Raw genomic sequence first — 19,065 nt, 5'->3', positions numbered from 1 at the left:
GCGGGTGGTGGTGACTGCGTTTTCGCTTATATAAGCGGGAACAAATTACCGCTTCCAGTTGTTGACTTTTATTCGGGAGACGTTGTGCGATGAGAGACCTCTCTGCGGGTCCACGCGTCCTCCTCAAGCGGTTGCGCGAACTGATGGCGGAACCGCTCGAGCCGCAGGATCGCCTTGACCAGATTGTTCGCCAGATTGCGCAGAACATGGTCGCAGAAGTGTGTTCGGTCTATGTGCTTCGCTCCGATGGCGTTCTTGAACTTTATGCTACCGAAGGCCTGAACAAGGGCGCCGTGCACCTGGCGCAATTGCAGATGGGGCAGGGCCTCGTCGGCACCATCGCGGCCTCGGCGCGTCCGCTCAACCTCTCCGACGCGCAGGCGCATCCGGCCTTTACCTACCTGCCGGAAACCGGCGAAGAAATCTATCATTCCTTCCTTGGGGTGCCGATCCTGCGCACCGGCCGTTCGCTCGGCGTTCTCGTCGTGCAGAACAAGGCCAGCCGCACCTATCGCGACGACGAGGTCGAGGCGATGGAAACGACGGCAATGGTGCTGGCTGAAATGGTGGCGACCGGGGAATTGAAGAAGCTTACCCGCCCGGGACTTGAACTCGACCTGTCGCGGCCTGTGACGATCGAGGGCTCGAGCTTCAACGATGGTATCGGGCTTGGCTATGTCGTGCTGCACGAGCCGCGCATCGTCGTGACCAACCTTCTGAACGACGATACCGATCATGAGCTGGGACGGCTGGCGGAAGCGCTGGGTTCGCTGCGCATTTCGATCGACGACATGCTGTCACGGCGCGATGTTTCCATGGAAGGCGAACACCGCGCCGTGCTGGAAGCCTACCGGATGTTCGCGCATGACCGCGGCTGGGTCAGGAAGCTCGAAGAGGCGATCCGCAACGGCCTGACGGCGGAGGCGGCTGTCGAGCGGGTGCAGAGCGAGACCAAGGCGCGGATGATCCGGCTGACGGACCCCTATCTGCGCGAGCGCATGCATGATTTCGACGATCTGGCCAACCGGTTACTCAGGCAGCTGACCGGCTACGGCGCCAAGATGTCGGCGACGGATTTTCCGAATGATGCGATCGTCGTGGCGCGTGCCATGGGGGCGGCCGAGCTGCTTGATTATCCGCGTGAGAATGTGCGGGGCCTCGTGCTCGAAGACGGTGCGGTGACTAGCCATGTGGTGATCGTTGCACGCGCCATGGGCATTCCGGTTGTCGGCCAGGCAGCGGGCGTCGTGGCGCTGGCGGAAAATGGCGATGCGATCATCGTCGATGGCGATGATGCCCAGCTGCATTTGCGGCCGATGGCCGACCTGCAGCGGGCCTATGAAGAAAAAGTCCGGCTGCGCGCCCGCCGGCAGGAACAGTACCGCGCCCTGCGTGACGTCGAGCCGGTGACCCGGGACGGTAAGCGCATCAAGCTGCAGATGAATGCAGGCCTTCTGGTCGACCTGCCGCAGCTGTCGGAATCCGGCGCCGAGGGTATCGGCCTGTTCCGCACCGAACTGCAGTTCATGATTGCCTCGACCATGCCGAAGATGGAAGAGCAGGAACTGTTCTACCGCAACGTCATGAAGCAGGCGGCCGGCAAGCCGGTCACCTTCCGCACACTCGACATCGGTGGCGACAAGGTGGTGCCCTATTTCCGCGCGGCGGAAGAGGAAAACCCGGCGCTTGGCTGGCGGGCAATCCGCCTGTCGCTCGACAGGCCCGGCCTGTTGCGCACACAGCTGCGCGCCATGCTGCGCGCTTCGGCAAGCCAGGAGCTGCGCATCATGCTGCCGATGGTGACGGAAGTGTCTGAGCTGCGCACGGTGCGCGAGCTGCTGCAGAAGGAAATCCAGCGGCAATCGAAGATCGGCGAACAATTGCCGCGCAAGCTGCAGTTCGGCGCCATGCTGGAAGTTCCGGCGCTGCTCTGGCAGCTGGACGAGCTGATGGACGAGGTCGATTTCGTTTCGGTCGGCTCCAATGACCTGTTCCAGTTCTCGATGGCGGTCGATCGCGGCAATGCGCGGGTGTCGGACCGTTTCGACGTGCTCGGCCGGCCGTTCCTGCGCATCCTGCGCGACATCGTCCGGGCGGGCGACCGCAACGAGACGTCCGTGACGTTGTGCGGAGAGATGGCGAGCAAGCCACTCTCTGCGATGGCGCTGCTCGGCATCGGCTACCGCTCCGTCTCGATGTCGCCGACGGCGGTCGGCCCGGTCAAGGCCATGCTCCTGGCGCTCGATATCGAAAAACTCTCGGCCATGCTTCATGCGGCACTGGACGACACGCGCAGCCAGACATCGGTGCGCGAGATGCTGGTGGCCTTTGCGGCGGAGACCGGGGTGCCGTTGTAGGTAAGCGGCCCCTCATCCGCCCTGTCGGGCACCTTCTCCCCGCAAGCGGGGAGAAGGGATATGCGGCGAACTCTCTTTTCCTCTCCAACTGGAGACGATGTTGATGGTGATTGAGGGGCGGCAAATTCGGTCGTTCCCTCTCCCCGCATGCGGGGAGAGGGTTAGGGTGAGGGGCAATCCTTGACGGATGGAGAGGATGAGAGGTCCGGATAAACACAAGACGGAGCGCGCTCGCAGTCTGCGCAAAGTCGAAAACAATGCGGAAGAGGCTCTCTGGTTCGAGCTCCGTGGGCGACGCCTCAACGGCTTTAAATTTGTCCGGTAATTACCGGTTGGTCCGTATTTTGCAGATTTCGCATGTAGACAGGCCGGGCTCGTTGTCGAAGTTGACGGCAGTCAGCATGCGAACAGCCGCCATGATGCAAGGCGGGACGACTACATGACAATGAACGGTTGGAGTGTTGTTCGTTTTTGGAATGGGTGTGTTCTTCAGGACCGTGACCGCGTATTGGAGACCATCGTCGCAATTGTCGAGAATCGGCTGGTGCTCGAAGTGAGATCGTTCGATCTCACTTTCGTTCCGGCTAAGAGATCAGATTATGGCGGCTGAAAAGCTGCCGTTGTCATAAACATTGCTGTTCTTGAACAGCGCCTGTGGAGTACACATTGGCTACCTTACCTGTTGAAAAGATGCGCGAGCTGGAGCGCCGGTTTTCCGAGATCGAGGCGCGCATGGCCGAGGGGCCGGCGGCGGATGTCTATGTGAAATTGGCATCGGAATATTCCGAGCTGCAGCCTGTTGTGACGAAGATCCGGCTGTATGAGAAGGCGCAGAGTGAGCTTGCCGACGTCAACGCGCTGCTATCCGCCAAGGATACCGACCGCGAGATGCGCGAGCTGGCGGAGATGGAAAAGCCTGATATCGAAGAGCGGATCGAGGCGTTGGAAAAGGACATGCAGATCCTTCTCCTGCCCAAGGACGCGGCCGACGAGAAGAGTGCCATCCTTGAAATCCGCGCCGGCACCGGCGGCTCCGAAGCGGCCCTTTTCGCCGGTGACCTGTTCCGCATGTACGAGCGTTATGCGGCTGGCAAGGGCTGGAAGGTCGAGGTGCTTTCGGCCAGCGAGGGCGATGCGGGCGGCTACAAGGAAATCATCGCGACCGTGACCGGGCGCGGGGTGTTTTCCAAGCTGAAGTTCGAATCCGGCGTGCACCGGGTTCAGCGCGTTCCCGATACCGAAACGCAGGGGCGTATCCACACCTCGGCGGCGACCGTCGCCGTTTTGCCGGAGGCCGAGGATATCGATATCGAAATCCGCAACGAAGACATCCGCATCGACACGATGCGCTCGTCGGGTGCCGGTGGACAGCACGTCAACACGACGGACTCGGCCGTTCGCATCACCCATCTGCCCTCCGGCATCGTCGTCACGTCGTCTGAAAAATCACAGCACCAGAACCGCGCCAAGGCCATGCAGGTTTTGCGCTCGCGGCTCTATGACATGGAGCGGCAGAAGGCAGACAATGAACGGTCGGCTTCCCGCAAAAGCCAGGTCGGGTCCGGTGACCGTTCGGAACGTATCCGCACCTACAATTTTCCGCAGGGACGCGTTACCGACCATCGTATCAATCTGACGCTCTACAAGATCGACCGGATGATGATGGGGGAAATCGACGAAGTGGTCGATGCGCTGCTCGCCGATTACCAGGCCGATCAGTTGGCGCAACTGGGCGAGCAGAAGGGATGACCGATACACTCGACAGCCTGTTTGCCGAGGCACGGACGGCGTTCCTGAAAGCGCATATCGGCGAGGCGGCGCTTGATGCGCGCGTGCTGATTTCCGGTCTGCTCGACCTGCCGGCGGTGGCGTTCATGACGCGTGGCGGCGAGATCGTTTCGGAGAAGGATGCGCAGCGCATTCGCGATGCGATTGAGCGGCGGGCGGCACACGAGCCGGTTCACCGTATTCTCGGGCAGCGTGAATTCTACGGCCTGACGCTCGGCATGTCGCCAGACACGCTTGAGCCGCGGCCGGATTCGGAGATGATCGTCGAAGGGCTCATTCCTTTCGCGCAGAAATTCGTGGCGGAGAAGGGAACCTGTCATCTGATCGATCTCGGCACCGGGACGGGGGCGATCTGCTTGGCGCTGCTGAGCGCCGTTCCGCAGGCAACCGGGGTCGGATCCGACCTGTCGGCCGGTGCTGTCGAGATGGCCAAGGCCAATGCGCAGCGCAATGATCTGAGTGCGCGTTTCGCCGGGGTGGAAAGCGACTGGTTTGCGGGGATTGTCGGCAAGTTCGACATCATTGTGTCAAATCCTCCCTATATACGCACAGACGTCGTTGCATCGCTGGCGCCTGAAGTGCGCGATCATGATCCGGCGTTGGCGCTTGATGGCGGTGCGGACGGTCTCGATGCCTATCGCACCATCGCTGAACATGCCGCACGCCATCTGGTCGAGGGTGGCATTGTCGGTGTCGAGATCGGCTACGACCAGTTGCAGGTGGTCGGCCAGCTTTTCGAAGATCAGGGCTTCCGGGTGATCGACCGGGTGAAGGATCTGGGCGGAAATGACCGTGCCATCCTGTTCGCCTTCGGCCGCTAACCCCTGCAAACCGGCCCTTGTTGCAACGTTCTTTTTCGAAACCGTGAAGAAAAGGCTTGGAATCACACGGGAAGCGGGCTAGGTTCCTCTCACGCACTGGGCAGAAGGTCAAAGATCAGAGATTCGTTCCGGTCAGACCTTGCCGCAGGGATTACTCTCAAAAAAGAGTTTCTAAGGTTCGACAGTGCCTGGTGCGGGTACCTGTTAATTTGACTTTAACCAGCGACGGTACCGTCAAGAGGCGGTTGGGTCGCGGCGCGTGTCTGCTTGATGCGGAATCCGTTGAGACGGAATTCCTGGCAAGCCGCGAAGCCACAAGATCATCAATATAAAGAGAATCCAGGTGAGTGAACGATGAGGCCAGGACAGCAGAACAAGCGCGGCCGTGGGCGTAACAACAATACCAGCAGCAATAACAGTGGCGGCGGCGGTAACAACAACAATCATAACCGGAAGGGTTCCAACCCGCTGACCCGGACCTATGACAGCTCCGGCCCGGACGTAAAGATTCGCGGTACCGCCCAGCACATCGCCGAGAAATACTCGACGCTCGCCCGTGACGCGCAGAGCTCCGGTGACCGTGTTGTGGCTGAAAATTATCTGCAGCACGCCGAGCATTACAACCGCATCATTGCGGCCGCACAGGCGCAGATGCAGGAACGCTTCCAGCGTGACGACCGCAGCGACTATAACGATCGCAACGAATTCCAGGATCGCGACGGCAACGAGCGCGACGACGATATGGACCAGAGCGAGACCGACGAGACCGCAGGCGTTCAGGACCAGCCGGCCGAGCAGGGGCGTCATCACCAGCAGGGTGAGCGCCAGCAGCGCCGCCAGCCGGAAGGCGAGCGTCAGCAGCGCCAGCAGGACCGTCAGCCCCGCCAGTCCGACCAGCAGCGTCAGCCCGAGCAGGATCGCCAGCCTGATCAGGACAGCCAGGCCGACCAGGAACGTCAGCCTGAGCAGGAGCGTCAGCCGCGCGAGGAGCGCCAGCCACGGCAGGAGCGCCAGCCAAGGCAAGAGCGTCAGCGCCAGCCGCGCGCCGAGCAGGCCCAGCCGCGTGCCGACCTCGCACCGCAGCCCGTCATCGACGGCTCCGGCCCGCAGCCGGTGATCGAAGGCACGCCAGCCGAGGTTTCGCTGGAGGAAGAAGCGCCGACGGGCCGCGCTCCGACGCGCCGCCGCACGGCTCCGCGTCCGCGCCGCCAGCCGCGCCGCGGCGAAGCCGGTGGTGACGAGGCATCCGCATCCGGGGAAACCGGTGGCGAGCCAGCTGGCGATGCGCCGGCGCTGGAACCTGCTGCGACGGAGTAATCAGCAAAGGCTGCCGGAAGGTGGCGCTTGCCGATGATTTGAAGAGCCCGGCCGTTTTGCGGCCGGGTTTTTTGTTGCCGTGAACTGTCATAGACATTGGTATGAAATGACGGGAAGAACTGGCGGCAGTGCCGGTTGCGTCGGGGGCGATTGCATGGATAGCTGGACTTTGCATTGGCTGGAGGCATCTGGCGACCTCTCCGGGTATCGCGCCGAGATAGCCGCGGCGTTCGAACAGTCATACCGGACTGTTTCAACGCTGCTGTCACCGCCGCGGCTCGATATTCTCGTTCAGCGGCTTGCCGGTGCGACAATCCCTGGCGTCGGCATTGCCGGATATGCCCAGCGCAGCACGCTGTTTTCGATGACGGTCGATCCGGACGAGCCGAATTTCGCAGACAGCCTCAAGGATGGAGCGCTGAACAGGCAGATCATTCACGAGGTGCATCATTGCCTGCGCATGGCGGGGCCAGGGTATGGGCATACGCTGGGCGAAGCGCTGGTCACCGAGGGGCTGGCCGGGCAGTTTGTCCGCCGTCTCATGGGCACGCCGCCGGAGCCTTGGGAATGTGCCGTCGCGCCAGAGGTGCTGCAGGCGGCTCTTCCCAGCGCAGAAGACCTTGCGTCTACGAACTATGACCATGCCGTGTGGTTCTTTGGTACGGCTTCTCAGCCCTGCCGGTTCGGCTACACGCTGGGATACCAGATCGCCGGGCGCTGGCTGGACAAAGCCGGGGCGGTGGATGCCGCCACCTGGGTGAATGTGCCGGCGGCAACGGTGCTGGCCATGGGGCTGAAGCAGGAGGCGAATGGTTAGGAAGCTTGGCCGTGCAGCCGCTGGTCAGGCGGTGATACCGTGGACGATCAATGCGGCCAGATGGGCCGTTGCCGCCGTTTCATCGAGCCGGCCGCGGATGAGTTCGCGGGCGATGACTTCGGCAGCCCCGGCAAGGGCGGCGCAGCGTAGTCTCAGGTCCTCTGCAGATAGCGATGAGAAACGGGCAAGAGAAGCGGCGATGAGGACGGCATAATCGTCGGCCAGTGCCTGCTGGACAGCATCCATCTGCGCATTGCCGCGCAACGCGCCGGACATGGCCAGCCATTCCGGCCCGCTTTCCACCGCGCAGCCGATATAGGCGGCGCTGATGATCCCGGCAATTGCCGGCAGGGCGGGGGCCGCCTTTTCGAGGCCTGCCTTCAGCTTTCCGATATGGCGCGCTTCGACTTCTTCCGAGAGGGCGATCAGCAGGCCTTCGCGCGTGCCGAAATGTTCGTAGGCGATCGGCTTGCTGACGCCTGCGCGCTCCGCCAGATGCCCGAGCGTCAGGGCATCGGCGCCGCATTCACGCAGGATGTTCCTTGCCGTGTCGAGGAGCTGTGTGCGCCGCTCCGGCTTGGGGAGTTTGCGCATTTCGGGCTTTGCCATCGCCACCTTCCTTATTTCGTTGCAATCGGGCGGTCTGCCTCTTGAAAACGGTCTATTTCAAATTACCTACCAGTAGTAACTTACTATTGGTAACATTGGCAATATGCCAATGTCTCCATGTTTCAGGAGATAAGATCATGTCGAGCACATTAAACCCAGTCCTGATCATCGGCGGCTCCGGCGTCGTCGGCAGCTGGACGGCAAGGACCATTCGCAAACTGCATCCCAGCCTGCCGCTTGCCATCGGCGGGCGCGACCTTGCCAAGGCACAGGCCGTTGCCCGCGAGATTGGCGGTGCGACGGGCATCAGGGTCGATCTCGACCGCGCCGATCTGGGTCTTTCGGGCGGCGAGGCGTTCAGCGCAGTCGCGGTGTTCGTCAAGGACGACAGGCTGTCTTCCATGCGCTATGCGCAGCATCACAAGATTCCCTATATCAGCATTTCCAGCGGCACGTTCGAAATCGGCCCAGAGGTTGCGCAATATGTTCATGCGCCGGACCGGGCGCCGGTCCTGCTCGCGAGCCATTGGCTGGCGGGTGCGGCGATCTTCCCGGTCCTCGCCTTTGCCAAGGATTTTCAACGGATCGACGCTGTTCGCATCGGCGTTCTGCTCGATGAGCAGGACATGGGCGGACCGGCGGCGCTGACGGACTATAACCGCATCACCGGCGCTGCCCCGGCGGCGCTGACCGTCAAGGATGGCAAGATGCACTGGGTGAGTGGTGAGGAAGCCAAGGCGCGTTATGTCAGTGTCGATGGTGTTGAGCTGGACGCGCAGGCCTATTCGCCGTTCGACATCATGGCGCTTGCCGCCCGCACCGATGCCAAGGCGATCCGGCTTGATCTTGCCTATAGCGTTTCCGCCAGCCGCCGCCGTGGCGAGGCGTTTTCGACGGAAATTACCATTGAGATCGAGGGGCAGGGGACGGACGGCAAGCTGCGGCTGGACCGGCACGAAATCGTCCATCCGCAGGGACAGGCGCCGCTGACGGCGTTGGGAGTTGCGCTCGGCGTAGAACGGCTTCTGGGCCTTTCGGGCGGGGATGCTCCGAAGGCTGGTCTCTATCTGCCGGAAGTGCTGATCGAGCCCGGCTACTACGTTGACCGGATGAAGGAGTTTGGAGCGGTTTTTGAGGACAAAAGGGCTGCAGTCTAATGAAGGGGTAACTCAAACCTCAGCCATTCTCGTCCTCATAACAGGAATCCAGTCAGCTCAAGTCATTGGACTGGCTGGTCTTTTGACCCGGTGGACGCCGGGTCGCTGGATCCCCGCCACAAGGGCGAGGATGACGGGAGGGTGAATGTCCGTTTCTTCCAGTAAGCGGTTCTAGCATTTGTCAGCAGGAAACCCTCGCCGGTGAGCACCGCGAGGGTTTCGTCTTCTGGAGGGTTTTTTGTGGTCGTTGCAACCGCTATATATGAGCCATGGATGCATCTGATACCACCACTTTTCGCAGCATTATCATCGCCAGATTTCCGGAGCTTGCCACGTCGCGGTTCGAGCTGGCGACTGCGGGGTGGGATTCGATCGCGGTCGATGTGGATGACCGGCTGATCTTCAAGTTTCCCCGCCATGCGGTTGCTGAAACGGCGCTGCTGCGCGAGGCGCGGCTTCTGGCAGTCATCCGGCCGCGGATCGCAATGCCGGTGCCCGATCTGCGCATCGAGCAGGGGCCGCCGCTGTTTTCCGTGCATGAAAAACTCAAGGGCGTGCATCTCATTACCGCCGATTACGATCGGCTCCCGGAGGCGGCGCGGCAAGAGCTGGGTGAGAGGCTCGGGCGGTTTTATGCAGAGCTTCACCGGCTGGATCAGGCGACGATGCAGGCCGCCGGGGCAGGGCTTGTTGCACAATGGCAGCCGGTGAGCGCGATGCGGGAGAGGGCGCTGCCGATGCTTGCTGGGGATATCCGCCAAAAGGCGGCAGCGGCGATTGATGCGTTCGAACAGTTGCGGCCTGATCCTTACGGCAGAACCTATGGCTTTTCCGATGGCCACGGCTGGAACATGGCCTTCGACCACCCAAGCCAGCGATTGACCGGCATGTATGACTTTGCCGATTCCGGTTTTGCGCCGGTGCATCAGGAATTCATCTATGCGCGCTTCGTTTCGCCGGATCTGACTGAACGCATCATCGCATCGTACGAGGTTCTGACCGGCCGGGCGATCGACCGGCGACGGGTGGACATTTTGACGGCGGCGCATCGTCTGTCCGAGCTGGCAGAGCTTGCCGACAACCCCGATCATGTGCGTATCATGATCGACAGCGTCGAAAACTGGGCGCGAACGGCGAATTTACAAAGCCTGCGATGAAATCGGCAACCATGACGTTTCCTGCTCTTTAATTTCGAAAATCCCGGCCCCATATTCACTCCAGACGGCCGGTCCTGTGCAATGCAGGGTGCGGCCGGCACGGGCTTGCCTTTTCAGGGAGCCTCATTCCAACCGTCGGCAGTGCCAAATGTGGGCTGACCGATTACCGGAGGTAGACATATGAATATTGAAAAATACTCAGAGCGCGTGCGCGGTTTTCTGCAATCGGCTCAGACCTATGCGCTGGCCCAGGGCCATCCGCAATTCGTTCCCGAACACGTGCTGAAGGTCCTGCTCGATGACGACCAGGGCATGGCGGCATCGTTGATCGAGCGGGCTGGCGGCAGTGCCAAGGACGCAAAACTTGCCAATGACAGTGCGATTGCCAAGCTGCCGAAAGTGTCTGGCGGCAACGGCTCGATCTCGCTTTCGCAGCCGCTTGCCAAGGTTTTCACCACGGCCGAAGAGGCCGCCAAGAAGGCGGGCGACAGCTTTGTTACCGTCGAGCGGCTGCTGCAGGCGCTGATCATCGAGACCTCGGCTGCCACGTCCGGCATCCTGTCGAAGGCTGGGCTGACGGCATCCAAGCTCAATCAGGTGATCAACGAAATCCGCAAGGGCCGCACCGCTGATGGCGCCAATGCCGAAGCGGGTTTCGACGCCTTGAAGAAATATGCGCGCGACCTGACGGCCGATGCCCGTGACGGCAAGCTCGACCCGGTGATTGGCCGCGACGATGAAATTCGCCGCACCATCCAGGTCCTGTCGCGCCGCACCAAGAACAACCCGGTCCTGATCGGTGAACCCGGCGTCGGCAAGACGGCGATCGCCGAGGGCCTGGCTGCGCGTATCGTCAATGGCGACGTGCCGGAAAGCCTGAAGGACAAGAAGCTGATGGCGCTCGACATGGGCGCCTTGATCGCTGGTGCGAAGTTCCGTGGCGAATTCGAAGAGCGGCTGAAGGCCATTCTCTCCGAAGTCCAGGCGGAAGCCGGCGAGATCATCCTGTTCATCGATGAGATGCACACGCTGGTGGGTGCCGGCAAGGCGGATGGAGCCATGGATGCGTCCAACCTCTTGAAGCCTGCGCTTGCGCGCGGCGAACTGCATTGCGTCGGCGCCACCACGCTTGATGAATACCGCAAGCATGTGGAAAAGGACGCAGCTCTTGCCCGCCGGTTCCAGCCGGTCATGGTCAACGAGCCGAATGTCGAGGACACGATCTCGATCCTGCGCGGATTGAAGGAAAAGTACGAACAGCATCACAAGGTGCGGATCTCGGATTCGGCGCTGGTTGCGGCTGCGACACTGTCCAACCGCTACATCACCGACCGGTTCTTACCCGACAAGGCGATCGACCTGATGGACGAAGCCGCATCGCGGCTGCGCATGCAGGTGGATTCGAAGCCGGAAGAACTGGACGAACTCGACCGCCGCATCATGCAGCTGAAGATCGAGCGCGAGGCCTTGAAAAAGGAAACCGACCGTGCCTCGAAGGACCGGCTGGAAAAGCTGGAACTGGACCTTACCGGGCTCGAGGAGCAGGCCGATGCGCTGACGGCGCGCTGGCAGGCGGAAAAATCGAAGCTCGGTCTGGCTGCCGATCTGAAGAAGCAGCTGGAAGAGGCCCGCAACGAACTGGCGGCAGCCCAGCGCAAGGGTGAGTTCCAGCGCGCTGGCGAGCTTGCCTATGGGGTGATCCCGAAGCTCGAAAAGGAGCTGGAGGTTTCCGAAAGCCAGGATTCGTCGGCGCTTGATCCGATGGTTCAGGAGGTCGTGACGCCCGACAATATCGCCCATGTCGTTTCCCGCTGGACCGGTATTCCAGTGGAAAAGATGCTCGAAGGCCAGCGCGACAAGCTGTTGCGCATGGAAGACGAGCTGTCGCAATGGGTGGTTGGCCAGGGTGATGCGGTTCAGGCCGTTTCGCGCGCGGTTCGCCGTTCGCGGGCAGGTCTGCAGGATCCAAACCGTCCGATCGGTTCGTTCATTTTCCTGGGGCCTACCGGCGTCGGCAAGACGGAACTGACCAAGGCTTTGGCGCGCTTCCTGTTTGACGACGAAACGGCGCTGGTGCGCATGGATATGTCCGAGTACATGGAGAAACATTCCGTGTCGCGGCTGATCGGTGCCCCTCCGGGCTATGTCGGTTACGAGGAAGGCGGCGCGCTGACCGAAGCGGTAAGGCGCAAGCCCTACCAGGTGGTGCTGTTCGACGAGATCGAAAAGGCACATCCGGATGTCTTCAACGTGCTGTTACAGGTTCTCGATGACGGCCGCCTGACCGATGGTCAGGGCCGCACCGTCGATTTCCGCAACACGATGATCATCATGACCTCCAATCTCGGGGCGGAATATCTCGTCGGGCTTGGTGAGAACGATGACAGCGACACGGTGCGCGATCAGGTGATGGATGTGGTGCGCGGGCATTTCCGCCCCGAATTCCTCAACCGCGTCGACGAGATCATCCTGTTCCACCGCCTGAAGCGCGGCGAAATGGGCGCGATCGTCGATATCCAGCTTTCGCGCCTGCGTCAGTTGCTCGCCGACCGCAAGATCACGCTGGAACTCGACGACGAGGCCCGTGCCTTCCTCGCCGACAAGGGCTACGATCCGGCCTATGGCGCACGTCCGCTGAAGCGGGCCGTGCAGAAATATGTCCAGGACCCGCTCGCCGAGCAGATCCTCCAGGGCAATTTCCCGGACGGTTCGACGATCAAGGCCTTCGCCGGCTCGGATCGCCTGAACTTCAAGCTGCGCGGCGGCGAACAGGCTGCGGCGTAAGGCCCTTCCGACAATAGTGAAAACCTCCCTGGGTAAGCCCGGGGAGGTTTTTTTGTATCGTCATTTCATGCGATGGACCATGTCCAGCAGCGCTCGAAGCCTCGGTGTCAGGTTGCGGCGATTGGGGTAATAGAGATAGAAGCCCGCGAATGGCTGGCTGTAGTCTTCCAACAAAGGCACGAGCAGGCCGCGGTCGATCAGCGGGCGAAAGCTGTCCTCCATGCCGAAAGTGATGCCGGCGCCGGCGCAGGCGAGCCGGATCATCAACCCCATGTCGTTGGTGGTGAACTCGGGCTCGACCGCGACGCTGAAATCCCGGCCATCCTCCGTGAATTCCCAACGGTAGGGCGCGACGGCCGGGGCCGGACGCCAGCCGATGCACCGGTGATGGCCAAGATCGCGCGGATGATGCGGCGGGTTGCAGTGCTGCAGATAGGCGGGCGCGCAGACTGCAAGCTGCCGCTGCGGACCGGACACCGGAACCGCGATCATGTCCTGCGCAATCACTTCGCCAAGACGCACGCCTGCGTCATAGCCTTCGGCAACGATATCGAACTCTTCGTCCGTCACAGTGATATCGATCCGCACATCGGGATTGGCATCGGCAAACGCCGTCAATAGCGCGCCGGACAGGAATTTTTCGGCGATCGAGGAGACGGCCAGCCGCAACTGGCCCCGGGGGCGACCCCGGATATCGGCAGCCGCCGACAGGGCTGCGCCGACATCGGCAATGGCGGGGGCGATATCGTCATAGAGCCGCTGGCCTTCCTCCGTCAGGCTGACGCTGCGCGTCGTGCGGCGTACGAGCAGGATGCCGAGCGTTTCCTCCAGCCGCGATATCGTCTGGCTGACGGCGGAGCGGGTGACCCCCATGCGGTCTGCCGCCGCCCGGAAATTCCGTTCCTGCGCAACAAGGGCAAAGACTGAGAGTGCATTTAGGTCCAGCTGCATTGGTTAGATTTTCTGTCCAGTGAAGTCACGTATCGATATCTTATCGCGACAATGATGGAGCGTTACCTTTCTGGCAAGCAATCAGGCTAGAACAGGAAGGATCATCACATGTCTGACAAGGTTGTTCTGATTACCGGCGCCTCCAGCGGCATCGGTGCCGGCATCGCCCGCGCGTTGGGCGGCGCCGGTTTCAAATTGATGCTCGGCGCCCGCCGGGAGGATCGTCTCAATGCACTTGCCGAAGAAATCCGTGCGGGAGGAGGGGAGGTGGAAACGCGCCGCCTCGATGTGACAGATCGCGCCGATGTGGCGGCCTTTGCCGATGCAGCGCGGCAGGCCTTTGGCCGCGTCGACGTCATCGTCAACAATGCGGGTGTCATGCCGCTATCCCTGATGGCCTCGATGAAGGTGGACGAATGGGAGCGGATGGTCGATGTCAACATCAAGGGCGTGCTTTACGGGATCGCGGCGGTGCTGCCCGAAATGACCCAGCGCGGGTCAGGCCATGTGATCAACATCGCTTCGATCGGTGCGCTCAGCGTGGTTCCAACAGCTGCAGTCTATTGCGCCACCAAATTTGCGGTTCGGGCGATCTCCGACGGGTTGCGGCAGGAGCGGGACGATATCCGCGTTACCTGCATCCATCCGGGTGTGGTGGAAAGCGAACTGGCCGGAACGATCACCGACCCAGCGGCGGCCGACGCCATGAAGACGTACCGCGCCATCGCGCTGCAGCCGGATGCGATCGGCCGGGCCGTGCGCTTCGCCATCGAGCAGCCTGATGATGTCGACGTCAACGAGATTGTCGTCAGGCCAACACGGGCGGCGCACTGATGAACCGCGCCGTTCTGACGATTTTTCTTTTCGCAGCGCTTGCAAGCGCAACCTTCGCAGGGGACACGATGACTACAATGGAAAGGCCCCACCCCTATGTCGGCTTGTGGGTCACCCGCGATGGCCATGTCCGGCACGAATTGCTGGCGAACGGCCGCTATGACGAGGCGCGGGGACATCGGAAAAGCGCCTATCAGGGGCGCTATAGCGTCACAGGCGATCATATCGACTATTGGGACGATACCGGCTTTACTGCCGACGGTGATTTCATCGACGGGGTGCTTTACCATGGCGGGATGATTTTGTACCGGAAGTGACGGAGGAGGCATGGCCTGCTGGCCAGGTTTGAGGCGAAATCGCGTGTTGGACGGTTATCGCTGGTATCAATGGAGCAGGTGGTCCTGCTTTGTGCTTGCTACAGCCGTGGCAAGCGCCGTTTGACCGACGTTCCCTTGATGACGGCTGTGCTGGTGACGGCGTGTTCGGACAGGCTTTCAAGAACATCGTCCATCTGTTCGATCGAATTGACGACCAGACGGGCGAGGAAAGGATCGTCACCGGTGATCTTGTCGCATTCGATAAATCCCGGCTGCTCCTGAATCAGCCGCTCGACAAGGTGCAGCTTGCCCGGAAGCGGTCTGATTTTCACCATGGCCCGTATCGGGTAGCCGATTGCCCGCGTATCGACGTCGATCGTAAAGCCGCGGATGGTCCCGGCCGCCTGCAGTTTGCGCACCCGCTCCGATACGCTCGGTTGCGACATGCCGACGGCGCGGGCCAGTTCACTCATGGAGAGCCGTGCGTTGGAATCGAGTTCCGTCAAAATCCGCGCGTCCGTATCGTCCAATGAGGACTTTCCGAATTGAACGCCGATGTCTGATTTTGCTTTCTTCATGGAAGGCAGAATAGGAGATTTACCGCGTCTTTTCCATATAAAACAAGCGAATGATGTTGAATGATCATCCTTTGAAAAAGGGATGAAAAATGCTGTTCGGAATCCTGGCCGGCCTTGCCACATGCGCGTTGTGGGGCCTCACATTTGTTGCGCCCCGCGCTGTCGAACCGTTCACCGCATGGGACTTGACCGTCGCCCGCTACGGGATTTTCGGGCTGGCCTGCGCCCTGCTGATGATCGGCAGGCGGTTCCGGCCGACCGGTATTGCACCACGGCGGTTGCTCACGGGTCTGCTTCTCGGCGGCGCCGGTTATACCGGCTATTTCATTTGTGCCGCGTTTGCCGTTCAGTTGGCGGGCGCCGCCATCCCTCCCGTTATCATCGGCGCCATGCCTGTGCTTCTTGCTGTTATCGGCAATGCGCGTGATCGCACCGCGCCGTGGGCGGCTCTTGCCTTGCCTTTGCTGCTGACCGGGGCCGGCGTCGCGATTGTGAATGTCGCAGCACTTGGGCGGATCGATGCTGCCGATACGCAATCACTTCAACGCGGTATCCTGGCGAGTATCGCCGCGCTGGTGATATGGGTTGTCTATGGATTGGTGAACGCGGCCGTCATGCGTTCCGCTGACGCGCCTGACGGCCTCAAATGGACGGGGCTGCAGGGGATCGGCGCTGCTGCGGCAAGTCTTTTCCTGCTCCCCCTGTCGTCGCTGACGCAGATGGATGCATTCCAGGAACACGATCTGTATCGCTTCATGGGGTGGGCGTTGGTGATGGGGTTGGCCGGGTCCTGGCTTGCGACCTGGTGCTGGGTCGTCGCTTCCCGGCGTCTGCCTCTTGCTCTTGCGGCCCAGCTCATTGCCGCCGAAACGGTCTTCGGTCTTGCCTACGGCTTTGCATTCGAAGGCCGTTGGCCGCTTTGGTGGGAAGTGCTTGGAGCCGGGTTGCAGATTGCCGGCGTCTGTTGTGCCGTCAACGTCTTTTCCGGGAGACCCGCAGCCTCCTTGCTTGATGACACCGCATCATCTCCCGGCTGCGAACTCCATACCAAACAGTGTTCTGTATAAAAACGGTATCCAGGGCTGCACAGCATGAAATGCGGCCACCGGAAGATGAGGGCACCCGGGGCCACAGCGGGCAAAACCGCGCTACTGTGCGGCTGCCACTTCGGCGCTGCCATTGTCCTTGGCCAGCAATTCGTCGATGCGTCCGCGTTCCTTGTCGAACTGGGCGAGCGCCTTGCCGTCGAGCGACTTGCCGCCGGGCAGGCGGATGCGCAAAGGGTCGACGCGGTTGCCGTTGACGATCAGCTCATAGTGCAGGTGCGGCCCGGTCGACAGGCCGGTGGTGCCGACCCAGCCGATCACCTGGCCCTGAACGACCTTCGAACCGGCAGTGACATTCTTGGAGATTGCGCTCTGGTGATTGTAGGACGAGACATAACCATTGGCGTGGCGGATCAGCGTCTGATTGCCATAACCGCCGGAATCCCAGCCAGCCTTTTCAACGACACCGTTACCGGCCGCGATGATCGGCGTGCCGCGCGGAGCCGCCCAGTCGACACCGGTATGCATGCGCGAAAAGCCGAGGATCGGATGGCGGCGCATGCCGAAACCGGAACGGAACGTGCCGTTCGGAACGGGATTGCGCAGCAGGAACTGGCGGATGCTCTTGCCCTGTTCGTTGTAATAGTCGATCGAATTGTCGTCCGGATCCTGGAACCGGTAGAAGCGCGTCTCGGCGTCGCCGAATTTGGCGTTGACGTAGAGCAGTTCTGAATCGTCGGTTGCCTTGCCGCTGCTGTCGGCGACGGAGAAGAAGGCTTCAAGACGGTCGGTCGGCTTCAGCTGCGCCTGGAAATCGACATTGCTGGCCAGAAGCTTGATGATCTGGGCGATCATCGTCGAATTCATGCCGTAGGAGAGGGCGGCGCGGTAGACACCATCATAGACGCGCGGCAGGTCGTGGCCGGAGGTTATGACCGGGGTTCCATTATCGTCAAAGGCGCTGGCAACGGCTGCCAGTTGCGGCGGTTCGTAAGCCTTGACGAAATTGCCCTTGTCGTCGAGCGCCATGGTAAAGACATGGGCGCCGCGTGTGTAAACGGTGGCACGCACGACCTTGGCCTCGTCGTTCTCACCTTTCTGGATGATGCCGATGCGCAGGACGTCGCCTTCCTGCAGATCGGTTGCGTCGAGGGCTGGCCGCAGATAGCCGGCGAGATCCTCGGCCTGGGCTTTGCCATAACCGGCATTGATCAGAACGGTGGCGATCGGCGTTGCCCGGCGCACCGGAATGACGTCGTCGGCATATTCGGTCGTCTGGTCGGTGATCGTCTCAAACGCGGAGACGGTCATGTTTTCCTCGACCACCCTGGCCGACAGGCCCTGGATCAGGTCGAGATCGGAAGCGTCAGAGGCAAAGCGGCGCGGATCGATGTAGAACAACGAGGCCAGCTGGGTATTGCCGTCGGTCAGCACCGAACCATTGGTGCGGACATTCTCCTCGACCTCGTCCATCGACATCGAGGGCGCGAATTTCAGCGTCGAGCCCTTCAGCGGAAAATCCACCGTCTTCAGCGCCACTTCGGATTCGACATCGGAGCCATAGAGCGTGCCGGTCCGGCTGACCGGTGGTGGCGCATCCGCATCGTCGCTGGAAAAAATGGCCAGCGGATCGAAGGAGGGATATTTTTCCGCCGGCTGGTGGTTGGCGGCAAGCGTCATCTTCACATGCGCGAACGGCTGGCGGCGAACCACTTCCTTTTCGCCATCATGGGTCATGGTCGAGACTTCCATGATGGTGCGGTCGGATGGCTTGGCAACGATGCTGGGGCTCAAGATACGGTCGCCGCGCTTGGCGGCTGCGGTCGGCTGCGAGCCACGGACGGACGGATCCATGGCGGCATAGGCTTCGGCAGGGATGGCCAGTTGCTGGCGCCCGTCAAGGGCTGCGAACAATGCGACGCCCATCAAGAGGCTGGATGTAATGCCGGTGAGAAACGTGCCCGAAAGCCAGCGCAGGGAAATCTCGCGCCGGTCGGGAGCCTTGCGTCCATCTGCAAGGATCGGCGGCTCGTTGCCGAGCGACCGTATCATGGTCTTGTCCGTGATCATGCCAATCGAGCGGGGTCCCTGGTTACGCGCCGTTTCTTATTATGGTCCGGGTATGTTGTGCGAAGATGTGCATCTTTCACGCCTTCAAGTCAAACAGAACGGCCATCACTCCATAAGGTGCCTATAGAGTGCAAGGCTTCCCTATAGAGAAGAAGCCTCAAGACGCAGTTGCGAAGCGCTGATTAGAGCGCCAATTGTGAAGAAGTGAGGGCGAGAATGTGTTTTCCGGCCTATACAAAGGGTTATCCCGATTGCCGCAACGCAGCAAAGCCTTACGGCGCAGGCTTTTGTCAAAAAACTGTCATTTTTTTCAAAAACCCTGTTGACTGTGAAGGATGTCTGGGACTATAAACCGCTCACCAACGAGGGCGGCGGCGCTGCTGGCGACCGACGAACTCGCTCTGAAGTTTCTTACGAAAGTTTGGTGCGGATTTGGGGTTTCAGGCGGGAACGCTTCGGGCT

Annotated in this window: 15 protein-coding genes and 1 pseudogene; 12 read left to right on the top strand and 4 right to left on the bottom strand. The window is 61.2% G+C overall.

Annotated elements, in window-relative coordinates:
• The first annotated feature begins 89 nt into the window (after positions 1-89).
• From ptsP to ASC96_RS27925, 6 genes and pseudogenes are all read left to right on the top strand, one after another.
• A complete protein-coding gene (gene ptsP / locus ASC96_RS27950; RefSeq protein ID WP_060506349.1) occupies positions 90-2,357 on the top strand; it encodes a phosphoenolpyruvate--protein phosphotransferase in 2,268 nt (755 codons plus the stop codon).
• A gap of 196 nt (positions 2,358-2,553) precedes the next feature.
• Positions 2,554-2,967: pseudogene (locus tag ASC96_RS27945) on the top strand (DUF559 domain-containing protein).
• 56 nt (positions 2,968-3,023) lie between these two features.
• On the top strand, positions 3,024-4,106 hold the full coding sequence (gene prfA / locus ASC96_RS27940; RefSeq protein ID WP_060506348.1) for a peptide chain release factor 1: 1,083 nt from the start codon (positions 3,024-3,026) through the stop codon (positions 4,104-4,106).
• On the top strand, positions 4,103-4,966 hold the full coding sequence (gene prmC / locus ASC96_RS27935; protein WP_060506347.1) for a peptide chain release factor N(5)-glutamine methyltransferase: 864 nt from the start codon (positions 4,103-4,105) through the stop codon (positions 4,964-4,966). The genes prfA and prmC overlap by 4 nt, the downstream gene beginning before the upstream one ends.
• Before the next feature lie 354 nt (positions 4,967-5,320).
• On the top strand, positions 5,321-6,283 hold the full coding sequence (locus ASC96_RS27930; protein WP_060506346.1) for a DUF4167 domain-containing protein: 963 nt from the start codon (positions 5,321-5,323) through the stop codon (positions 6,281-6,283).
• Between the two features lie 154 nt (positions 6,284-6,437).
• Positions 6,438-7,100: a DUF2268 domain-containing putative Zn-dependent protease gene (locus tag ASC96_RS27925; RefSeq protein WP_060506345.1), complete on the top strand. Its 663-nt coding sequence runs from the start codon at positions 6,438-6,440 to the stop codon at positions 7,098-7,100.
• 24 nt (positions 7,101-7,124) lie between these two features.
• Here the strand turns inward: ASC96_RS27925 and ASC96_RS27920 are convergent, their stop codons facing one another.
• Entirely contained in the window at positions 7,125-7,709 is a 585-nt protein-coding gene (locus ASC96_RS27920) for a TetR/AcrR family transcriptional regulator (protein ID WP_060506344.1), read from the bottom strand.
• Between the two features lie 137 nt (positions 7,710-7,846).
• Between ASC96_RS27920 and ASC96_RS27915 the strand changes: the two genes are divergently transcribed.
• The 3 genes from ASC96_RS27915 to clpB all read left to right on the top strand — a co-directional run bounded on the left by ASC96_RS27915 (position 7,847) and on the right by clpB (position 12,807).
• Positions 7,847-8,866, top strand: coding sequence for a hypothetical protein (locus tag ASC96_RS27915; protein ID WP_060506343.1), 1,020 nt, complete (start codon positions 7,847-7,849; stop codon positions 8,864-8,866).
• 269 nt (positions 8,867-9,135) lie between these two features.
• Positions 9,136-10,023: an aminoglycoside phosphotransferase family protein gene (locus tag ASC96_RS27910; protein WP_060506342.1), complete on the top strand. Its 888-nt coding sequence runs from the start codon at positions 9,136-9,138 to the stop codon at positions 10,021-10,023.
• A 180-nt stretch (positions 10,024-10,203) separates the two neighbouring features.
• On the top strand, positions 10,204-12,807 hold the full coding sequence (gene clpB, locus ASC96_RS27905; protein WP_060506341.1) for an ATP-dependent chaperone ClpB: 2,604 nt from the start codon (positions 10,204-10,206) through the stop codon (positions 12,805-12,807).
• 60 nt (positions 12,808-12,867) lie between these two features.
• Here the strand turns inward: clpB and ASC96_RS27900 are convergent, their stop codons facing one another.
• On the bottom strand, positions 12,868-13,758 hold the full coding sequence (locus tag ASC96_RS27900) for a LysR family transcriptional regulator (RefSeq protein WP_060506340.1): 891 nt from the start codon (positions 13,756-13,758) through the stop codon (positions 12,868-12,870).
• Between the two features lie 108 nt (positions 13,759-13,866).
• Here ASC96_RS27900 and ASC96_RS27895 point away from each other — a divergent pair, with 108 nt between their 5' ends.
• A complete protein-coding gene (locus ASC96_RS27895) occupies positions 13,867-14,592 on the top strand; it encodes an SDR family oxidoreductase (RefSeq protein WP_060506339.1) in 726 nt (241 codons plus the stop codon).
• Positions 14,592-14,909 carry an Atu4866 domain-containing protein gene (locus tag ASC96_RS27890; RefSeq protein WP_112834733.1) on the top strand — a complete coding sequence of 106 codons (318 nt, stop codon included), beginning with the start codon at positions 14,592-14,594 and terminating at the stop codon, positions 14,907-14,909. The genes ASC96_RS27895 and ASC96_RS27890 overlap by 1 nt, the downstream gene beginning before the upstream one ends.
• A gap of 98 nt (positions 14,910-15,007) precedes the next feature.
• Here ASC96_RS27890 and ASC96_RS27885 read toward each other — a convergent pair whose 3' ends face one another.
• Positions 15,008-15,487, bottom strand: a complete 480-nt coding sequence (locus ASC96_RS27885) for an Lrp/AsnC family transcriptional regulator (protein WP_060506338.1) — start codon at positions 15,485-15,487, stop codon at positions 15,008-15,010.
• An 89-nt stretch (positions 15,488-15,576) separates the two neighbouring features.
• On the opposite strand from ASC96_RS27885, the gene ASC96_RS27880 reads away from it, so the two are divergent.
• On the top strand, positions 15,577-16,554 hold the full coding sequence (locus tag ASC96_RS27880) for a DMT family transporter (RefSeq protein ID WP_060506337.1): 978 nt from the start codon (positions 15,577-15,579) through the stop codon (positions 16,552-16,554).
• A gap of 81 nt (positions 16,555-16,635) precedes the next feature.
• On the opposite strand, the gene ASC96_RS27875 is transcribed toward ASC96_RS27880, so the two are convergent.
• Positions 16,636-18,603, bottom strand: coding sequence for a M23 family metallopeptidase (locus ASC96_RS27875; protein ID WP_060506336.1), 1,968 nt, complete (start codon positions 18,601-18,603; stop codon positions 16,636-16,638).
• Positions 18,604-19,065: the final 462 nt, after the last annotated feature.

This window comes from Rhizobium sp. Root1204 (assembly GCF_001424965.1).
GTDB lineage: Bacteria > Pseudomonadota > Alphaproteobacteria > Rhizobiales > Rhizobiaceae > Pararhizobium.
The sequence above is the reverse complement of the archived record's forward strand: the minus strand, read 5'-3'. Positions and strand labels throughout refer to the sequence as shown.